Genomic DNA, 15,472 nt, shown 5'->3' on the forward strand with positions numbered 1-15,472 from the left:
ACAGCCCCGAGTGAAGGAAGAGGACGAGGCACGCATGAACATCGTCGTCTGCGTCAAGTACGTCCCGGACGCCCAGTCCGAGCGCACGTTCCAGGAGTCCGACAGCACCGTCGACCGCGCCGCGTCCGACGGCCTGCTGTCCGAGCTCGACGAGTACGCCGTCGAGGAGGCCCTGAAGATCGTCGAGGCCGCGGGCGAGGGTGAGGTCACCGTCCTCACCGTCGGTCCGGAGGCCGCCGCCGACGCCATCAAGAAGGCCCTCCAGATGGGTGCCCACCAGGGTGTGCACGTGCAGGACGAGGCGATCCACGGCTCCGACGCCGCGGCGACGTCGCTCGTCCTCGCCGAGGCCGTGAAGAAGGCCACCGACGGCGCGCCGCAGCTCGTCCTCACCGGGATGTCCTCGACCGACGGGGTCATGGGCGTCGTGCCCGCGATGCTGGCCGAGCGACTCGGGCTCCCGCAGGTCACCTACGCCTCGGAGCTCACCGTGGGCGAGGGCACCGTGACGATCCGCCGCGACGGCGACACCGCCTCGGAGACGATCGAGGCCGCGCTGCCGGCCCTGGTGTCGGTCACCGACCAGATCAACGAGCCGCGCTACCCCTCGTTCAAGGGGATCATGGCCGCGAAGAAGAAGCCGGTGCAGCAGTGGGGCCTGGCCGACCTCGGCCTCGAGCCCTCGCAGGTCGGCCTCGACGCGGCGTGGACCTCGGTCGTGTCGTTCGCGAAGCGGCCCCCGCGCGAGCAGGGCCAGATCGTCAAGGACGAGGGCGACGGCGGCGCGAAGCTGGCCGAGTTCCTCGCCGCCCAGAAGTTCGTCTGAGCACGGCTGAAGAGAAGGAGAACACCCCCATGGCTGAGGTCCTCGTCCTCGTCGACCACACCGACGGACGCCTGCGCAAGGCGACCGCGGAGCTGCTCACCCTCGCCCGCCGCCTCGGCGAGCCCTCCGCCGTCCACATCGGCTCCGGCGCCGAGAAGGCCCAGGTCACCCTGGCCAAGTACGGTGCCCACAAGGTCTACGTCGTCGACGACGCCGACTCCGCCGGCTACCTCGTCGCGCCGCAGGCCGAGATCCTCGCCCAGCTCGTCGAGAAGGTCGCCCCGGCCGCCGTGCTCATCCCGAGCAACGCCGCCGGCAAGGAGATCGCCGCGCGCCTGTCGATCAAGACCGAGTCGGGCCTCATCACCGACGCCGTCGACGTGCGCGCCGGCGACGGTGGCGGCGTCGAGACGACGCAGTCGGTCTTCGCCGGCTCGTACTCGGTGACGGCGACCGTCACCAAGGGCACCCCGATCATCGCGGTGAAGCCGAACTCGGTGGCGATCGAGGCCTCCCCGGCCCCCGGCGCCGTCGAGCAGTTCGGCGCGACCGTGAGCGACGCCGCCAAGGCCGCCAGGGTCACCGAGACCAAGCCGAAGCAGGCCACCGGGCGCCCCGAGCTGACCGAGGCCGCGATCGTCGTCTCCGGCGGCCGCGGCACGGCGGGCGACTTCGCGCCGATCGAGGCGTTCGCCGACAGCCTCGGCGCCGCCGTCGGCGCCTCGCGCGCCGCGGTCGACGCCGGCTGGTACCCGCACAGCAACCAGGTCGGCCAGACCGGCAAGCAGGTCTCGCCGCAGCTCTACGTCGCGGCCGGCATCTCCGGCGCCATCCAGCACCGCGCCGGCATGCAGACCTCGAAGACGATCGTCGCGGTCAACAAGGACGAGGAGGCGCCGATCTTCGAGCTCGTCGACTTCGGCGTCGTCGGCGACCTCTTCTCGGTGCTGCCCCAGGCCACCGAGGACGTGCGCAAGCGCAAGGGCAGCTGACCCGACCGCGCCGGGGCGGCCACGGCCGCCCGGTGCACGACCACCGCTCACGAGGCGGTTCGCCGCGGCACGCCGCGGCCGAGGAGGGGCGACCGATCCGGTCGCCCCTTCGGCGTCGGCGGGCAGGAGTAGCGTCGCCGGGCGAGAGCCACCGCCCCCGACGCAGGAGGTCCGATGACCCACCCGCGGCTGCTGCACACCGTCCTCGACACCACCGACGTCCGCACGCTCGCGGAGTTCTACCGCCGCCTCCTCGGGCTGCGCTACCGACCCGGTGACGAGGTCCCGGCCGACGGGCCCGACGACGCCGACTGGCTCGTCCTTACGACCGCCGACGGCGGGCGGGCGCTGGCCTTCCAGGAGGTCGAGTCGCTGACCCCCACGACGTGGCCCTCGCACGAGGTCCCGATGCAGCTGCACCTCGACCTCACCGTCCCCGACGTCGAGGCGCTCGAGGAGGCTCGGCGCGATGCCGAGGGGCTCGGTGCGCGCGTCCTGCTCGACCGCACCGACGACGACGAGGAGCCGCTCTACGTGTTCGCCGACCCGTCGGGTCACCCGTTCTGCGTGTTCGTCGGATGACCAGCGTTCCGTGGGCGGGGATCGCGTGGTGGGCACTCGTCGGTGCCCTCGCCGGTCTCGCCGTGGTCTCGCTGCTGTCGATCGGCGTCCTCGTCGCGCCGGTGGTCCTCGCTCTCGGAGCGGGCGGCCTTCTCTCGCAACGGTTGCGGCGGGGGATCGTGCCCGGGCTGCTGCTCGGGGTGTCGCTCGTGCCGCTGGGCCTCGCGTGGCTGAACCGTTCGGGGCCGGGGCTGGTCTGCTCGACGACGGCCACCTCGCAGTCGTGCGCCGAGCAGTGGAACCCGTGGCCCTTCGTCCTCGCCGGGGTGCTGCTCCTCGCCGCGGGCGTGGCCGTCGTGCGCAGGTCGGTGCCCGCACGGGCCTGAGCGGGCCCGAGCGGGCCGACGTCGCTCCGGGCGCCACCGCGAGGGCGGCGGCGCCCGGTGCGGTGGGTCAGGCGACGCGGGCCGTCGAGTCGGCGACCAGCGTGCCGCTCGAGCGGACGACGCGCGGCTGGTCGGTCCAGTTGCCGCCCATGCCGATGAGGCGGTCGACGAAGGCCGACCCGCCCGAGACGGCGACCACCGGCACCGACTCGGAGGTGGCCGTCGCGCGGCACGTCCACGTGTTGGTGAGGATCGCCGTGCCGCCCTGGACCATGACGAGGCCGGTGTCCTTCTGGTCGCTGAAGTCCGACGGCCGGGCCATGCCGAAGTTGAGCTTGGTGTTGGTGAAGGAGACGCCACCGCCCTTGACGACGATGAGCGCGCCCATGGCCGGGTCGTTGGCGTTCTGGCCCTCGATGACGCAGTCGCTGATGTCGAGGCCGCCCTGCTGGTTGGCGGGGCCCTCGACGAGCACGGCGCGCGACCCGCCGCGAGCGGTGAGGTACATGTGCTTGACGGCCGTCTTGGACAGGTTGGAGAAGCGGACGAGGTACCTGCCGCCGTTGGCCCCCTGCCAGCCGTAGTTGATGTCGCCGGCGCACCAGAGGAAGTTGTCGGAGCCGCGCAGCGAGAACTGCGTGTCCTGGACCGCCACGCAGGTCCACGACCCGCGGAAGGTGCACAGCGTCATCGAGAACGGGTCGGAGGGGAGCCCGAAGACGTGCTTGAAGCCGTAGAACGCCAGCGTGTCGAAGGTGCCGGCGTAGCTGGTGCCCGCGCTGAAGGGGTGGTGGTAGAACTGCGTCGCCGCGTTGCTCGACTTGAAGACGATGCCCGCGACGGTGACGTTGTAGGTCGTGCTCGTCCCGACGAGCCAGGACCTCGATCCCGAGCCGCAGTTCAGCGTCACGGTGCACTGGGGGAGCGCTCCCGCGGTCCCGGCGATCTCGGGGTTCTGCCAGCCGACGTTCGGGCCGAGGATGCGCAGACCGGAGAAGGTCGTGCGGGTGCGGGTGAACGAGTGGCTGCGGGCGGCGAGCCGGATGGCGCGCCGGGGGTTCGAGGTCTCGGCCACCTTCAGGGCCTGGGTCAGCTTCTCGTCGTCGCTGCCGGCGAAGGAGTCGAGGAGGATGTCGTCGAGGGCCTCAGCGGCGTTGGCCTCGCTCGGGGCGACGGCGACAGCCGCCGTGGTGGCGGCGGCCGCGACCGCCATGCGCTTGAGCACGGTACGTCGTGTGGACATGGGTGATGGATCTCCTTGGATGGGCCCACGGAGCAGCCCGACCTGTCGCGGCGCAGGGGCCGGCGACGTCGGAGCACAGGGGTGCCGTGTCGGGGGCAGCGCACCTTCAGGAGGGATACCGGGCCACCTCGGCCTGGACCGGCACCACACGCCAGCGAGAGGTGCACGCGGGCTGTGAATCGGATGACCGTAACAGGTCGGTCACGAAGATAACGAAACGGCAACGCCCCCGTCCCATGCGGATTTCGCGGGGTCGGGGCGGCGGATCACCGCCCCGGCCGGGGCACCTCACGACGACCCCGCAGGTCAGCGTGGATGCCGACGGGCTCCGCGTCCCTGCCGATTCCGTCGGCTGTCCACGTCGACCGGTCCAGACCGTGGACACCCACGGGCCGACCTAGACTGGACGGTCGTGACCCACTACCTCGACCACGCGGCGACCACGCCGATGCTTCCTGCCGCCGTCGAGGCCCTCACCGAGCAGGCCGCCCGGGTCGGCAACGCCTCGTCGCTGCACACCTCCGGCCGCGCCGCGCGCGCGGTCGTCGAGGAGTCGCGCGAGCGGATCGCCGGCGTCCTCGGTGCCCGGCCGAGCGAGGTCGTCTTCACCTCCGGGGGGACCGAGGCCGACAACCTCGCCGTCAAGGGGACCTGGGCCGCGCGCCACGACGCCGACGCCGCCCGGACCCGCCTCGTCGTCAGCGGCATCGAGCACCACGCCGTCCTCGACCCGGTCGAGCACCTCGTCGGACACCACGGCGCCTCGGTCACCTGGCTCGAGACCGACCGCTGCGGCCACGTGTCGGTCGACGGCCTGCGGGCCGTCCTCGCCGAGCACCCCGACGACGTCGCCCTGGTCAGCGTCATGTGGGCCAACAACGAGGTCGGCACGGTCCAGCCCGTGGCCGAGCTCGCCGCGGCGGCCCGCGAGGCCGGGGTCCCGTTCCACACCGACGCCGTCCAGGCGGTCGCGCACCTGCCCGTCGACTTCGCGGCCTCGGGCGCCGACCTGCTCACGGTGAGTGGCCACAAGGTCGGCGGACCGCTCGGGGTCGGCGCGCTCCTGGCCCGCCGCGATGCTCGCCTCGTCCCGCTGGCCCACGGTGGAGGGCAGGAGCGTCAGGTGCGCAGCGGCACGCTCGACGTCCCCGCCATCCGGGCGCTCGCCGTCGCCCTCGAGGAGACCGTCCGCGCCCGTGACCTCGAGACCAAGCGGGTCATGGGCCTGCGGGACCGGCTCGTCGAGGGAGCCCTCGCGCTCGACCTCGGCATCACCGTGAGCGGGTGCTGGACCGCGGGCGACGCCAGCACCCGGCTCGCCGGCAACGCCCACCTCCTCGTCCCCGGGTGCGAGGGCGACTCCCTCCTCTACCTCCTCGATGCCGTCGGGGTCGAGTGCAGCACCGGCTCCGCCTGCCAGGCCGGGGTGCCGCAGCCGAGCCACGTCCTGCTCGCGATGGGCTACCCCGAGGCCGAGGCCCGTGGCGCCCTGCGTCTCTCGCTCGGCCACACCTCGACCGACGCCGACGTCGACGCCGTCCTCGCGGCCCTGCCCGCCGTCGTCGAGCGGGCCCGGCGCGCCGGGGGCTTCCGCTGATGCGCGTCGTCGCGGCGATGTCGGGCGGTGTCGACTCGGCGGTCGCGGCCGCCCGGATGATCGACGCCGGTCACCAGGTCGTCGGCGTCCACCTCGCGCTGTCCCGGTCCGCGGCGACCCTGCGCGAGGGCGCCCGCGGCTGCTGCACCATCGAGGACGCCGGGGACGCCCGCCGCGTCGCCGACCGGCTCGGCATCCCCTTCTACGTCTGGGACCTCGCGAGCCGCTTCGAGCGCGACGTCGTCGAGGACTTCGCCGCCGAGTACGCCGCCGGGCGCACCCCGAACCCGTGCCTGCGGTGCAACGAGCGGATCAAGTTCGCCGGCCTGCTCGACAAGGCGGTGGCGCTGGGGTTCGACGCCGTCGCCACCGGCCACTACGCGCAGGTCGTCGAGGGTGGGGGTGGGCGCGAGCTGCACCGCGCCGTCGACAGCGCCAAGGACCAGTCGTACGTCCTCGGGGTCCTGGACGCCGACCAGCTCGCCCGCTCGTTCTTCCCCCTCGGGGACTCGACGAAGCCCCAGGTGCGCGCCGAGGCGGCCGAGCGCGGCTTCGCCGTGGCCAAGAAGCCCGACAGCCACGACATCTGCTTCATCCCCGACGGCGACACCCGTGGCTGGCTCGAGCGACGGCTGGGGGAGCGGGAGGGCGAGCTCGTCGACGCGACGACCGGCGCCGTGGTCGGCACCCACCGGGGGGCGCACGGCTTCACCGTCGGCCAGCGGCGCGGGCTGGGGCTCGAGCGCTCGTCCCTCGACGGCGAGCCCCGCTACGTCGTGCAGGTCGACGCCCCCGCCAACCGGGTCGTCATCGGCACGGCCGACCTCCTCGGGGTCGACGTCGTGGAGGGCGACCACCTGCGCTGGTGCGGGCCGGCGCCCTCGGGTCCGGTCCGGGTCGGCGCCCAGGTGCGGGCGCACGGCGAGGAGGTGCCCGCCTCGGCCGTGGTCGGCGACGACGGCACGCTGCGCGTCGTCCTCGACAGCCGGCTGCGGGGCGTCGCGCCCGGCCAGTCGGTCGTCCTGTACGAGGGCACCCGCGTCGTCGGGTCGGCGACGATCAGCTCCACCGGCCGCGCCTGACCCCCTGACCCCTTGGCGGCCGCAGCGTCGGGCCTGGTCCTCGGCGCTGGTGGCGCCACCGTGGCGACGTCATCGAGGTCGGCGTCCTGCTGACCCACTCGTCCGACGTCGCGCGCCTGAACGGGGAGTGGGCGGCGTGGTTCTCCTCGGACCCACCGACGCGATACGTCGCAGGCCTCTGCGACGGCCGGTTCCGACGAGGGCTCGGTCACGTCGACCCGAGCCCGTGCTGCTTGCCCGGCCGGACTGTGCGCTTGTCCACGAGCATCCACAGCGCCCTGGCCACCTGCTCCCGGGTGTGCAGGCTCCATGATGTCGTCGACGAGGGCGCGTGCGGCCGCGGTGTGCGGCGTGGAGACGCCGCCCGGCACTGCTCCACGAGCTCCTCGCGGCGGGCGGCAGGGTCGTCCGCCTCAGCGATCTCTCGCCGGTCAGAGATGAGCGTCGGTCGCCGCGAGACGGTCGTCTTCGCGACGGAGGTACTTCGGCCTGTGCAGGAACGCTGCTCCCTGGGCGAGGGAACGTGACGGTCTTGGTCTTGTGCCGGTGGGCGCGTCAGCGGACGGTGACCCTTTCGAGCGCCGCGTCGAAGGCGGCGAGCGTTTCCTGCTCGTCGGCGGGATCCCACTCAGTCCAAAGGAACATCAGGCCTTCCGTGGATCGCACCGCGACCACCTCCATCGGTGCGTTCTTCAGGGGCTTGTAGCGGTTCCCGCCCACCACGGCCCACATGTCTGAGGGTGCGAGCATCTTGTTGCGCATCTCCAGTCGGAACCGCTGAGCTGGGACTCCGGACTGGGTGACCTCGCGCTGGTTGGTGACACGGACGTCCTTGCGGGTGGTCTGCAAGAACTCGGCTACGTTCTCGGGCACGTCCTGCTGTGCAACAGTGGCGAGCTCGCTGATGGCTTGCACGGTGATGATCTTGATGCCTTGGCCGTTGTGAAAGGACGCCGAGCCAGGTGCGCTCCCGGCCGCGACCCAGGTGCCGTCTGGGGTCAGCTCCACCGGGTACTGCGGCAGTGATGGCAGCCCCTTCATGGTGCTGCCTCTGGCCGGACTGGCGGAAGGTGCTCCCGATGAGGCCGCCGACGAGGACGGGGACGACTGCGTTTCGGAGGTGCTCGAGCCGGAGCAGCCGACCAAGCCGACGGCCAAAGACGCGGCAAGTAGGGACATGCGGAGGAACGTCAGTCGGGGGTCCATAGCCATCTCCTCCGTGCGGCCGCACACCGCCGACCCTCCGGGTCCTGTGACCGGTGCCGGATGTTGGTTGCAGCGTTTCTACACGATGACGGGTCGCCTGCCTTCCATTCCGCTGGTTTCTCGCCCTGGGGGATCCGCAAACGGGCTCTGTGGTTCAGGGTCGCGGTCGAGCGTTGGTCCCCGGAGGTCAGCCTGCTCGGCGCCAGGTACCTTCGAGGGCGAGCCGTTCCTCGGGGGTTGCTTCGGTGAGTCTGACGCCCTGCACGGGAGCGATGTCGCCGATGACGAGGGTGTCCCCCTCCAGAGTCCATTCGAGCGCGAGGTCGAGGTTCTGGACCAGTCTTCCGAGGGCGTCGTAGGAGGTGTCTGCTTCGTCGCCGAGGACGAGCGTGCCGTCGTCGTCCTCGACGAATACGTAGAGCTTCGTTCCCGAGATGTCGAGGTGAAACCGCCCGCGCCCATCGTCGAGGAAGTTGGCGCGAAGAGTGGCAGGACCGAGGTCGAGCCCGCCCTGGCGCAACTCGGCGACGTCGACCTCCTTGGACCAGCGGCCTTCGGGGATGGTGGGGCCCTGCCACGACGAGTTGAGCGCGGACACCCAGTTGGTGGTGGTGAGCAGCCGCACACGCGCCGGGCAACGGTCCTGATCAGCCTGGAGGACGAGCCGGTCTGCGACCCGTTTGACGGTGTACGTCCCGGGCGCCGCGCCGTTGCAGGCGTCTGGGGAGAAGAGGTCGGTCGTGAGGCGACCGCCTCGCAGCCATCCCGCGGCGGCCGGGCCTCGGTCTGCTCCGACGGGAGCCGACGCCGTCACCTGGCCGTCGTCGGCGACGTCCAGGCGCCATTGGCCCGCGGACCCGGGCACGCCCGGCAGGCCCGGCGCGAGCCCGGTGTATGAGCCCCCTGAGTCGAGCCGGGACGGGGAGTCTGCCGTCGGCCACGACAACCCCGGACGGTCCGGGCCGATCACGGCGATGCCCACGACGGTGCAAGCTGCCACCAGGGCCGCGGCGGCGCTCAAGCGTCGAGTGCTGCGCCGTCTGCGGTGTATGGCCAAGGACCGGTGGAACCGCATCTCGAGATCCGGTTCCGGGAGTCTGGAGGCGGCCTCGGCGAGCCCGGCCCGCAGTCGCTCGTCAACGGACATCGTTTGCCACCTCCTCACCCAGCGCTCGTGCCAGCCGCGCGCGAGCCCGGTACAGGTGCTGCTTCACCGTTGACTCCGACACCTGCAGGGTCGAGGCGACCTCGGCGACAGGTCGGTCCTCGAAGTAGTGAAGGACGACGACCGCACGCTGCATCGGCCCCAGTCCGCGGACGGCGTCAACCACCTCGGATGCAGGGTCCCGCGGTGGCGCCGACCTCCGTTCGCCGGCGCGGCTCTCCCGCTCATGTCGCCGCCCCTCTCTCGCGGCGTGCCGGACAGCCATCCGCGTCGCGACCTTCCTGACCCAGGCCTGCGGGTGGTCGTAACCCGCCACGGCATCCCAGCGCTGGAGCAGCTTGATGAAGGCTTCCTGGGTGATCTCCTCCGCGGCCTCACGGTTGTGCACGATCAGGAAGACCGTGCGTGTGATCGAGGTGTACGACGCGCGGAACACCCACTCGTAGTCGGGTTGGTCCTCCGCGCGCATCGCCACTCCCAGCCCGACCACGCTAGCGGCTGGTGAGGCAATCGGGAACCCACCTCATGGCCGGCCCTGGACGGCTTCACACACCGCGCCGATGAAGACCTCGTCCGAGAGCACCTCGTCCAGAGGCACGTTCTCGTGGCGCGTCGTCACCCCTCGCTCGGTCACGTGCCCCGTGAAGGTGCCCACCTGCCCGGCCGGCTCGACCAGTGTGCCGACCAGCCGCAGTACGGGGGCGCCGCGCACGGACCTGATGTCCATGGGGACACCTTCAGTGATGACGGTCATCGAGGACAGGTCCCCCGGCACGGCGAAGGGCTCACGGAACCGGGTCCGCACGCTGATCAGCGCCGTCGCCGGTCCCGCTGGGGAGGTGCTCAGCTCGTCCAGGTCGTTCTGGTGCACGTACCGGTCGTAGTTGCGGTAGTCCCAGTCGTAGTACCGGGTGGCTCGGCGCTGGAAGGTGCTTCGTGCGTACACCGGGACATCGCAGGAGAAGTCGAACGGTTGCCAGTCCTTGACGGCGTCCAGCTCGCCGGTGCACACCGGCCCGGTCCGCCTGAACGCGCAGGTCCACGGGGCAAGGTCGGGGTGCAAGGCAGGGACCAGAAGAGACTGGTCCACCGGACCTGGCGGAGCCTCGGCCGAGGCGGAGGACGACACCAGCTGGGCGCAGGTCACAGCCAGCGCCACGAGGCCAGTTCGCGCTGTGCGGATCTTCATCGAGGACTCCTTCCCGACTCCGCACCGTCGCGGAGGTCATCTCACCCGGAAACAGACCCCAACACCTGCGGAGGTTGACACCTCGCCCGAAAAAGTCCCAGCGCGTGCGCGACACAGGACGTACACCGTTCAGCCCCCGATGCACCCCAGCCGACCAGTCCCCCAGCACATCGAGGACGACCTCGACCTCGACCTCGAGGAGAAACTCGTGGCAGTGCTGCGATGCATCTGTTGCGGAGACGATGACATCCGGCTACGGCGCCCACGGCCGAGCCGCAAACACAACGGCGTCAGTCGGCAGGTCATCGACCCGGCGGAGCACATCCTTCAGAGCTGGAACGCGCGGACCTTGGCGTGGGCGATGACGAGCGCACATGCCGCGACAGGGCCGCCTGCAATGTCCCGTCGACGCGGACGGCACGAGCGCACCGGCACGTCGTACGGTCGAGCATGGTCGCCTTCGTGAAGTCCGTGACGTTCGACTGCTCGAGTGCACTGCTGCTGGCGACGTTCTGGGCCGAGGCACTGGGGTCCAACGTCGACGAGGACAGTACCGACGAGCGGGCGTGGGTCGAGCCGGCCGGCTGGGGAGGGCCCAACCTGTGGTTCCGGCGGGTGCCCGAGGGAAAGGTCGCCAAGAACAGGCAGCACTTCGACCTGCGTGCCGTGGGCCCCGTCAGCGCCGAAGTGGACCGCCTGGTGGCACTGGGCGCGCATGTTCTCGCCCACGACGTCGACCTCGTCGTGATGGCCGATCCCGAGGGGAACGAGTTCTGCGTCGAACCCTGAAGGCAACGTCCGCCAGGCCGGGCCCAGTGGGTTGGTCCGATCAGAGGACGTGGACGTCCACGACCGTCGCGACGCCTGAGGTGTCGATCTCACATTCCGCACTGAGGTCGCTCGGGGATTCGTCGCGGGTCCACGGCGGGACGGTCGCGTAGCTCGACCCGTCGTCGCGCTGCCCGTGGTCAGTGGACGGATGGTCCCAGACGTCGTCCGGCTGGGTGACGAGCTCGGTGCCGGCATCGCCGTACCTCTCCACCCACGTGATGAGCTCGGGGTGTGTGCCGTTCCTTGGTGGGACGTCGACCTCAGGAGGGGAAGTCGGGCCCGGCATCCAGACGGAGCCGGAGCAGGACGTCCAGAGCCACGGAGTCACCGTCCCGGCCACCCGCTCCGACCTGGAGCGGGGCGTCGCTCGGGTCGACGTGGACGCCGGCCAACCGCCCGCGCAGGCTGGGTGCCACGACCAGGACGTACCAGCGGCCGTCGGTGCCGACGGCGGCTCGGCGGTCCCGTCGGACGTACCAGCCGACGAGGTCGGTGCGCAGGGTCCCGCCGCCGCTGTAGGGGAGGGCCCGCAACCGGGTGGGTTCGACACCGGCGGTCCGCATCGCGTCGGCGAAGGCGGCCACCATCGGTGCCGTGAGCCGCGCCTCGGCCTCCGCCGCCCGCGCCTCGGCCGCGCGGTGGTACTCGGCGTTCTCCCGTGCCTGGCGGCGACGCACCGCGGCCGGGTCCTCGGGCTCGTTCTCCGCGGTCATCGAGCGATCATCGCAGCGGCCGGGGGCACGGGCCGGTGTGCGCGTCGGACGTCAGGCAAGGGATGCGACACAGCCGGGCGACGCGTGCTCGCCCCACGAGCCGGTGCCGGGGGGTGGCGGAATAGTTGATGTATCAACTACCGTTGGACCCGGCAGTCGCCCCCGGTGCGGGGGCGAGCCGAAGGAGCTGATGACCATGCCCGCCGTGACCGTCGAGAACGTCCTGACCCTCCCGCGCGTCACCGAGCCCGTCGCGACGGCCGTGAGCCGTGCGGTGCGCTCGGTCACCACCGCGCCGCAGGGTTTCGAGGGAGAGGGCTTCCCCGTGCGCCGCGCGTTCGCCGGCGTCGACCTGGCCGCCCTCGACCCCTTCATCCACATGGACCAGATGGGGGAGGTCGAGTACGCACCGGGCGAGCCCAAGGGGACCCCGTGGCACCCGCACCGTGGCTTCGAGACCGTCACCTACATCATCGACGGCACCTTCGTGCACCGTGACTCCCAGGGGGGTGGCGGCGTCATCAGTGACGGCGACACCCAGTGGATGACGGCCGGCTCGGGGCTGCTGCACATCGAGGTCCCGCCGGAGGAGCTCGTCGTCAGCGGCGGCCTCTTCCACGGCCTCCAGCTGTGGGTCAACCTCCCCGCGAGCCAGAAGATGTCGCCCCCGCGCTACCAGGACATCCGCGGAGGTGAGGTCTCCCTCCTCTCCAGCCCCGACGGCGGCGCGCTCGTGCGCGTCATCGCCGGTGAGCTCGACGGCCACGCGGGCCCGGGCATCACGCACACCCCGATCACCGTGCTCCACACGACGGTCGCCCCGGGGGCGCACGTGCGGCTGCCCTGGGACCCGGGCTACAACGCCCTCGTCTACGTCCTCGCCGGCAAGGGCACGGTCGGCCCCGACCGCCGCCCGATCCGGATGGGTCAGCTCGCCGTCCTCGGCGCCGGCGACCTCATCGAGGTCACGGCCGACGACAGCCAGGAGAGCCGCAGCCCGAGCCTGGAGCTCTACGTCCTCGGCGGTCGCCCGATCCGCGAGCCCGTCGCCGCGTACGGCCCGTTCGTCATGAACACCCGGGCCGAGCTCGTCCAGGCGTTCGAGGACTTCCAGGCCGGCCGCCTCGGGACCATCCCGTCGGAGCCGCACCCGGGTCACGACGTCCTCTGACGTCCTGCCCGCCCGCACGACGCGACGCCCCCACGACCAGCCGGTCGTGGGGGCGTCGTCGCGCGTGGCTCAGGCCGCCGGGTAGCTCTGGGTGCCGTAGCCCTTGCGCGTCGTCGCCCGGTTGAAGGCGAGCCAGCGCGACTGGGTGCCGATGCCGCCGGTGGCGACCCCGGCCGCGCGCAGCACGCGGTTGGAGTGGCCGGACGTCTGCGACCCCCAGACGCCGTCGACGGTCGTCGGCAGGCCCCAGACGTAGCGGCAGGACGCCTGGACGTGGAGGACCTGGGCCCGCGACGAGGAGTCGAAGCTGCTGTTCGCGGTGCCCGACACGAGGTTGTCGATGTGGATGTGGTTCCAGTGGTCGCCGTTGTACGCGTAGGTGAGGACGTTGCGGAAGTGGTAGTGCGCCGACGCCGAGGTGGCCCAGTAGCGCCTGCGGGTCAGGGCCAGGTCGCTGCCCGACAGGGTGCGCCACTGGTCGTAGCGGGCGTTGAACCGGCGGGTGCTGCCGGTGTAGAGGCGCGACAGGTCGAAGCCGCGGCCGTTGTTGTGGGCCTCGGTGACCCGGCCGTCGTAGTGCGCGCCGTAGCTCCACACCCGCGACACGTTCGCCCAGGACGACGGGGTGTTGGCGTTCCAGAAGGCCAGCCAGGTGTCGAGCCGGCTGTGGAACGAGGGGCGGTAGCCCCACGTCGTGAGCGCCCCGTTGACCTCGTAGACCGTGCGGGCCCCGTTGATGCTGGAGTAGCTCGTGATGGTGCCGTGCGCCGCTGCCGGGCCGGCGGCCGCGAGGCCGGTGGCCCCGGCCCCGACGAGGCCGAGCGCCCCCGCGCCCATAGCCCCTCCGAGGATGCTCCGCCTGCTCGCCGTGGCGTGCTCGTCGTGCGTCGTCATCGTGTTCCCCTCTCGTGGTGTCCAGGACACGACCCCCGTGCCCCCGCGAGCGACGCTAGGGAGGCCGCGTCGCCCCGTCGATGGGGAGCGGTCCCCGCCCTGGCGCGGGGTCAGGCGCCGGCGAGCACGGACGCCAGGGTGCGGGCGGCGGCGTCGGCCGCCGTCTCGGGCAGCCCGGCGTAGCAGAGGACGAGCCCCCGCACGGGCGCCTCGACGGCGTACGCCGACAGCGGGCTCGCCGCCAGCCCGCGGGAGGCCAGGGCGTCGACGACGTCGAGGTCGTCGACCTCGTCGGGGAGGCGGAGGACGACGTGGAGGCCGGCGTCGACGCCCTCGAGGACGGCGTCGGGCAGGTGTCGCCCGACCCCGGCGACGAGGGCGGCGCGACGCGCGGCGTAGGTCCGGGTGACCCGCGCGTGGTGGGCGGCCAGGGAGCCGCTGGCGACGAACTCGGCGAGGGCGTGGCCGGTCGCCTCGTTGACGACGAGCCCGCGGCCCTCGAGCTCGACCCGCAGCGGCTCGCGCAGGTGCCGCGGGGGCGCGAGCCAGGCGACCCGGAGCGACGGCGCGAGCAGCTTGCTCGCCGTGCCGACGTAGAGGACGTGGTCCTCGGCCCCGGGCAGGGACCGGAGCGCGGGCAGGGGCGAGACGTCGTACCGGAACTCCCCGTCGTAGTCGTCCTCGACGACCGTGCCCCCGGTGCGGGCCGCCCACTCCAGCAGCTGGACCCGCCGGGTCACGGGCATCCGGGCGCCGAGGGGGTACTGGTGCGAGGGGGTGACGTAGGTGGCGGCCGTGCCGCGGGGGAGGAGCGCCGGGTCGAGGCCGTCGGCGTCGACCGGGACGGCGGCGACGCGCACCCCCTCGGCGGCGAAGGCCGTCCAGGCCTCCGCGTACCCGGGGTCCTCGAGCGCGACGGTGCGGCCGACGACGCCGAGCGGGCCGGGCAGCGCGCGCAGGGAGGCGCCAACCCCCGGGACGACGAGGAGGTCGGCCGCCTCGACCGCCACGCCCCGGCTGCGGCGGAGGTGGTCGGCGAGGACCTCGCGCAGGCGGCGGTGCTCGGGCCCGGCTCCGGCATCGTTGCCCGGGACGACCGAGCCCGCGTGGCGCCAGGCGCGCCGCCACGCGGAAGCGTCGACGAGCGAGGTGTCGGGGCGCCCGGGCCGCAGGTCCCACCGGGGCTCGGGGGAGGCGGGACGGTCCTCGGCGGGGCCGCGCGGCGCGGACGTGTGGACGTGGGTCGCGGCTCCGGCGGCCGCAGCGCGGTCGGCCTCGGGGGCGACGACCGCTCCGGAGCCGCCCCGGGTCACGACGAACCCCGCCGCCACGAGCCCGTCGACGGCCGCGACGACCGGGCCCCGCGAGACGCCCAGCGCCCGGGCGAGGACGCGGGTGGAGGGCAGGGCATCGCCGGGCCGCAGCCGGCCGGCCCGCAGCTCGGCGACGACGGCGTCGGCGATCCGGTGCCGCAGGGGAGCCGGGCCGTCGAGGACCCGCAGCGGGAGGTCGAGGGGACGGGCCGAGCGGGGCACGGGTCGACCATACTGGTCCTGTGCTTCAACGGGAAAGTGGATCTCGGCATGGTCCACTTCCGTGCGGTGTCATGGGGGCGG

Annotated in this window: 17 protein-coding genes; 8 read left to right on the forward strand and 9 right to left on the reverse strand. The window is 72.6% G+C overall.

Annotation, left to right across the window (positions count from 1 at the left end; all coding sequences use genetic code 11):
- The first annotated feature begins 34 nt into the window (after positions 1–34).
- The 4 genes from ACFWN3_RS16105 to ACFWN3_RS16120 all read left to right on the forward strand — a co-directional run bounded on the left by ACFWN3_RS16105 (position 35) and on the right by ACFWN3_RS16120 (position 2,765).
- Complete coding sequence (locus ACFWN3_RS16105; protein ID WP_377641300.1) at positions 35–826, forward strand: electron transfer flavoprotein subunit beta/FixA family protein; 792 nt, start codon at positions 35–37, stop codon at positions 824–826.
- Between the two features lie 29 nt (positions 827–855).
- A complete protein-coding gene (locus tag ACFWN3_RS16110; RefSeq protein WP_377641302.1) occupies positions 856–1,818 on the forward strand; it encodes an electron transfer flavoprotein subunit alpha/FixB family protein in 963 nt (320 codons plus the stop codon).
- 174 nt (positions 1,819–1,992) lie between these two features.
- On the forward strand, positions 1,993–2,400 hold the full coding sequence (locus ACFWN3_RS16115; protein ID WP_377641304.1) for a VOC family protein: 408 nt from the start codon (positions 1,993–1,995) through the stop codon (positions 2,398–2,400).
- Positions 2,397–2,765, forward strand: a complete 369-nt coding sequence (locus ACFWN3_RS16120; protein WP_377641306.1) for a hypothetical protein — start codon at positions 2,397–2,399, stop codon at positions 2,763–2,765. The genes ACFWN3_RS16115 and ACFWN3_RS16120 overlap by 4 nt, the downstream gene beginning before the upstream one ends.
- Before the next feature lie 67 nt (positions 2,766–2,832).
- Here ACFWN3_RS16120 and ACFWN3_RS16125 read toward each other — a convergent pair whose 3' ends face one another.
- A complete protein-coding gene (locus ACFWN3_RS16125; protein WP_377641308.1) occupies positions 2,833–4,008 on the reverse strand; it encodes a hypothetical protein in 1,176 nt (391 codons plus the stop codon).
- A 412-nt stretch (positions 4,009–4,420) separates the two neighbouring features.
- Between ACFWN3_RS16125 and ACFWN3_RS16130 the strand changes: the two genes are divergently transcribed.
- Both ACFWN3_RS16130 and mnmA read left to right on the forward strand, forming a co-directional pair.
- Positions 4,421–5,605: a cysteine desulfurase family protein gene (locus ACFWN3_RS16130; RefSeq protein WP_377641310.1), complete on the forward strand. Its 1,185-nt coding sequence runs from the start codon at positions 4,421–4,423 to the stop codon at positions 5,603–5,605.
- On the forward strand, positions 5,605–6,687 hold the full coding sequence (mnmA, locus tag ACFWN3_RS16135; protein ID WP_377641312.1) for a tRNA 2-thiouridine(34) synthase MnmA: 1,083 nt from the start codon (positions 5,605–5,607) through the stop codon (positions 6,685–6,687). The genes ACFWN3_RS16130 and mnmA overlap by 1 nt, the downstream gene beginning before the upstream one ends.
- Positions 6,688–7,242: 555 nt before the next feature.
- Here the strand turns inward: mnmA and ACFWN3_RS16140 are convergent.
- The 4 genes from ACFWN3_RS16140 to ACFWN3_RS16155 form a co-directional block, all read right to left on the reverse strand.
- Complete coding sequence (locus ACFWN3_RS16140; RefSeq protein ID WP_377641314.1) at positions 7,243–7,728, reverse strand: hypothetical protein; 486 nt, start codon at positions 7,726–7,728, stop codon at positions 7,243–7,245.
- 352 nt (positions 7,729–8,080) lie between these two features.
- Positions 8,081–9,040: a hypothetical protein gene (locus tag ACFWN3_RS16145; protein WP_377641316.1), complete on the reverse strand. Its 960-nt coding sequence runs from the start codon at positions 9,038–9,040 to the stop codon at positions 8,081–8,083.
- Positions 9,030–9,527: an RNA polymerase sigma factor gene (locus ACFWN3_RS16150; protein WP_377641318.1), complete on the reverse strand. Its 498-nt coding sequence runs from the start codon at positions 9,525–9,527 to the stop codon at positions 9,030–9,032. The genes ACFWN3_RS16145 and ACFWN3_RS16150 overlap by 11 nt, the downstream gene beginning before the upstream one ends.
- 54 nt (positions 9,528–9,581) lie before the next feature.
- Positions 9,582–10,247, reverse strand: coding sequence for a hypothetical protein (locus ACFWN3_RS16155; RefSeq protein ID WP_377641320.1), 666 nt, complete (start codon positions 10,245–10,247; stop codon positions 9,582–9,584).
- A gap of 450 nt (positions 10,248–10,697) precedes the next feature.
- Here ACFWN3_RS16155 and ACFWN3_RS16160 point away from each other — a divergent pair, with 450 nt between their 5' ends.
- Complete coding sequence (locus ACFWN3_RS16160) at positions 10,698–11,036, forward strand: VOC family protein (RefSeq protein WP_377641322.1); 339 nt, start codon at positions 10,698–10,700, stop codon at positions 11,034–11,036.
- A 40-nt stretch (positions 11,037–11,076) separates the two neighbouring features.
- Here the strand turns inward: ACFWN3_RS16160 and ACFWN3_RS16165 are convergent, their stop codons facing one another.
- Positions 11,077–11,289, reverse strand: a complete 213-nt coding sequence (locus ACFWN3_RS16165) for a hypothetical protein (RefSeq protein WP_377641324.1) — start codon at positions 11,287–11,289, stop codon at positions 11,077–11,079.
- Between the two features lie 49 nt (positions 11,290–11,338).
- Positions 11,339–11,791, reverse strand: a complete 453-nt coding sequence (locus tag ACFWN3_RS16170; protein ID WP_377641326.1) for a hypothetical protein — start codon at positions 11,789–11,791, stop codon at positions 11,339–11,341.
- Between the two features lie 196 nt (positions 11,792–11,987).
- Between ACFWN3_RS16170 and ACFWN3_RS16175 the strand changes: the two genes are divergently transcribed.
- Positions 11,988–12,962, forward strand: coding sequence for a pirin family protein (locus ACFWN3_RS16175; RefSeq protein WP_377641328.1), 975 nt, complete (start codon positions 11,988–11,990; stop codon positions 12,960–12,962).
- A 69-nt stretch (positions 12,963–13,031) separates the two neighbouring features.
- On the opposite strand, the gene ACFWN3_RS16180 is transcribed toward ACFWN3_RS16175, so the two are convergent.
- Complete coding sequence (locus tag ACFWN3_RS16180) at positions 13,032–13,856, reverse strand: hypothetical protein (RefSeq protein WP_377641330.1); 825 nt, start codon at positions 13,854–13,856, stop codon at positions 13,032–13,034.
- Positions 13,857–13,966: 110 nt separating this feature from the next.
- Positions 13,967–15,391, reverse strand: coding sequence for a PLP-dependent aminotransferase family protein (locus tag ACFWN3_RS16185; RefSeq protein WP_377641332.1), 1,425 nt, complete (start codon positions 15,389–15,391; stop codon positions 13,967–13,969).
- Positions 15,392–15,472: the final 81 nt, after the last annotated feature.

The sequence above is a fragment of the Oryzobacter terrae genome (assembly GCF_042756445.1).
In the GTDB taxonomy this organism is placed as follows: domain Bacteria; phylum Actinomycetota; class Actinomycetes; order Actinomycetales; family Dermatophilaceae; genus Oryzobacter; species Oryzobacter terrae.

Bases quoted from the DNA above. Each gene is read 5' to 3' on its own strand.
- ACFWN3_RS16120 (WP_377641306.1), top strand. From the start codon at position 2,397: ATGACCAGCGTTCCGTGGGCGGGGATCGCGTGGTGGGCACTCGTCGGT.
- ACFWN3_RS16150 (WP_377641318.1), bottom strand. From the start codon at position 9,527: ATGCGCGCGGAGGACCAACCCGACTACGAGTGGGTGTTCCGCGCGTCG.
- ACFWN3_RS16140 (WP_377641314.1), bottom strand. From the start codon at position 7,728: ATGAAGGGGCTGCCATCACTGCCGCAGTACCCGGTGGAGCTGACCCCA.
- ACFWN3_RS16155 (WP_377641320.1), bottom strand. From the start codon at position 10,247: ATGAAGATCCGCACAGCGCGAACTGGCCTCGTGGCGCTGGCTGTGACC.
- ACFWN3_RS16145 (WP_377641316.1), bottom strand. From the start codon at position 9,040: ATGTCCGTTGACGAGCGACTGCGGGCCGGGCTCGCCGAGGCCGCCTCC.
- ACFWN3_RS16160 (WP_377641322.1), top strand. From the start codon at position 10,698: ATGGTCGCCTTCGTGAAGTCCGTGACGTTCGACTGCTCGAGTGCACTG.
- ACFWN3_RS16110 (WP_377641302.1), top strand. From the start codon at position 856: ATGGCTGAGGTCCTCGTCCTCGTCGACCACACCGACGGACGCCTGCGC.
- mnmA (WP_377641312.1), top strand. From the start codon at position 5,605: ATGCGCGTCGTCGCGGCGATGTCGGGCGGTGTCGACTCGGCGGTCGCG.
- ACFWN3_RS16115 (WP_377641304.1), top strand. From the start codon at position 1,993: ATGACCCACCCGCGGCTGCTGCACACCGTCCTCGACACCACCGACGTC.
- ACFWN3_RS16175 (WP_377641328.1), top strand. From the start codon at position 11,988: ATGCCCGCCGTGACCGTCGAGAACGTCCTGACCCTCCCGCGCGTCACC.
- ACFWN3_RS16170 (WP_377641326.1), bottom strand. From the start codon at position 11,791: ATGACCGCGGAGAACGAGCCCGAGGACCCGGCCGCGGTGCGTCGCCGC.
- ACFWN3_RS16105 (WP_377641300.1), top strand. From the start codon at position 35: ATGAACATCGTCGTCTGCGTCAAGTACGTCCCGGACGCCCAGTCCGAG.
- ACFWN3_RS16180 (WP_377641330.1), bottom strand. From the start codon at position 13,856: ATGACGACGCACGACGAGCACGCCACGGCGAGCAGGCGGAGCATCCTC.
- ACFWN3_RS16125 (WP_377641308.1), bottom strand. From the start codon at position 4,008: ATGTCCACACGACGTACCGTGCTCAAGCGCATGGCGGTCGCGGCCGCC.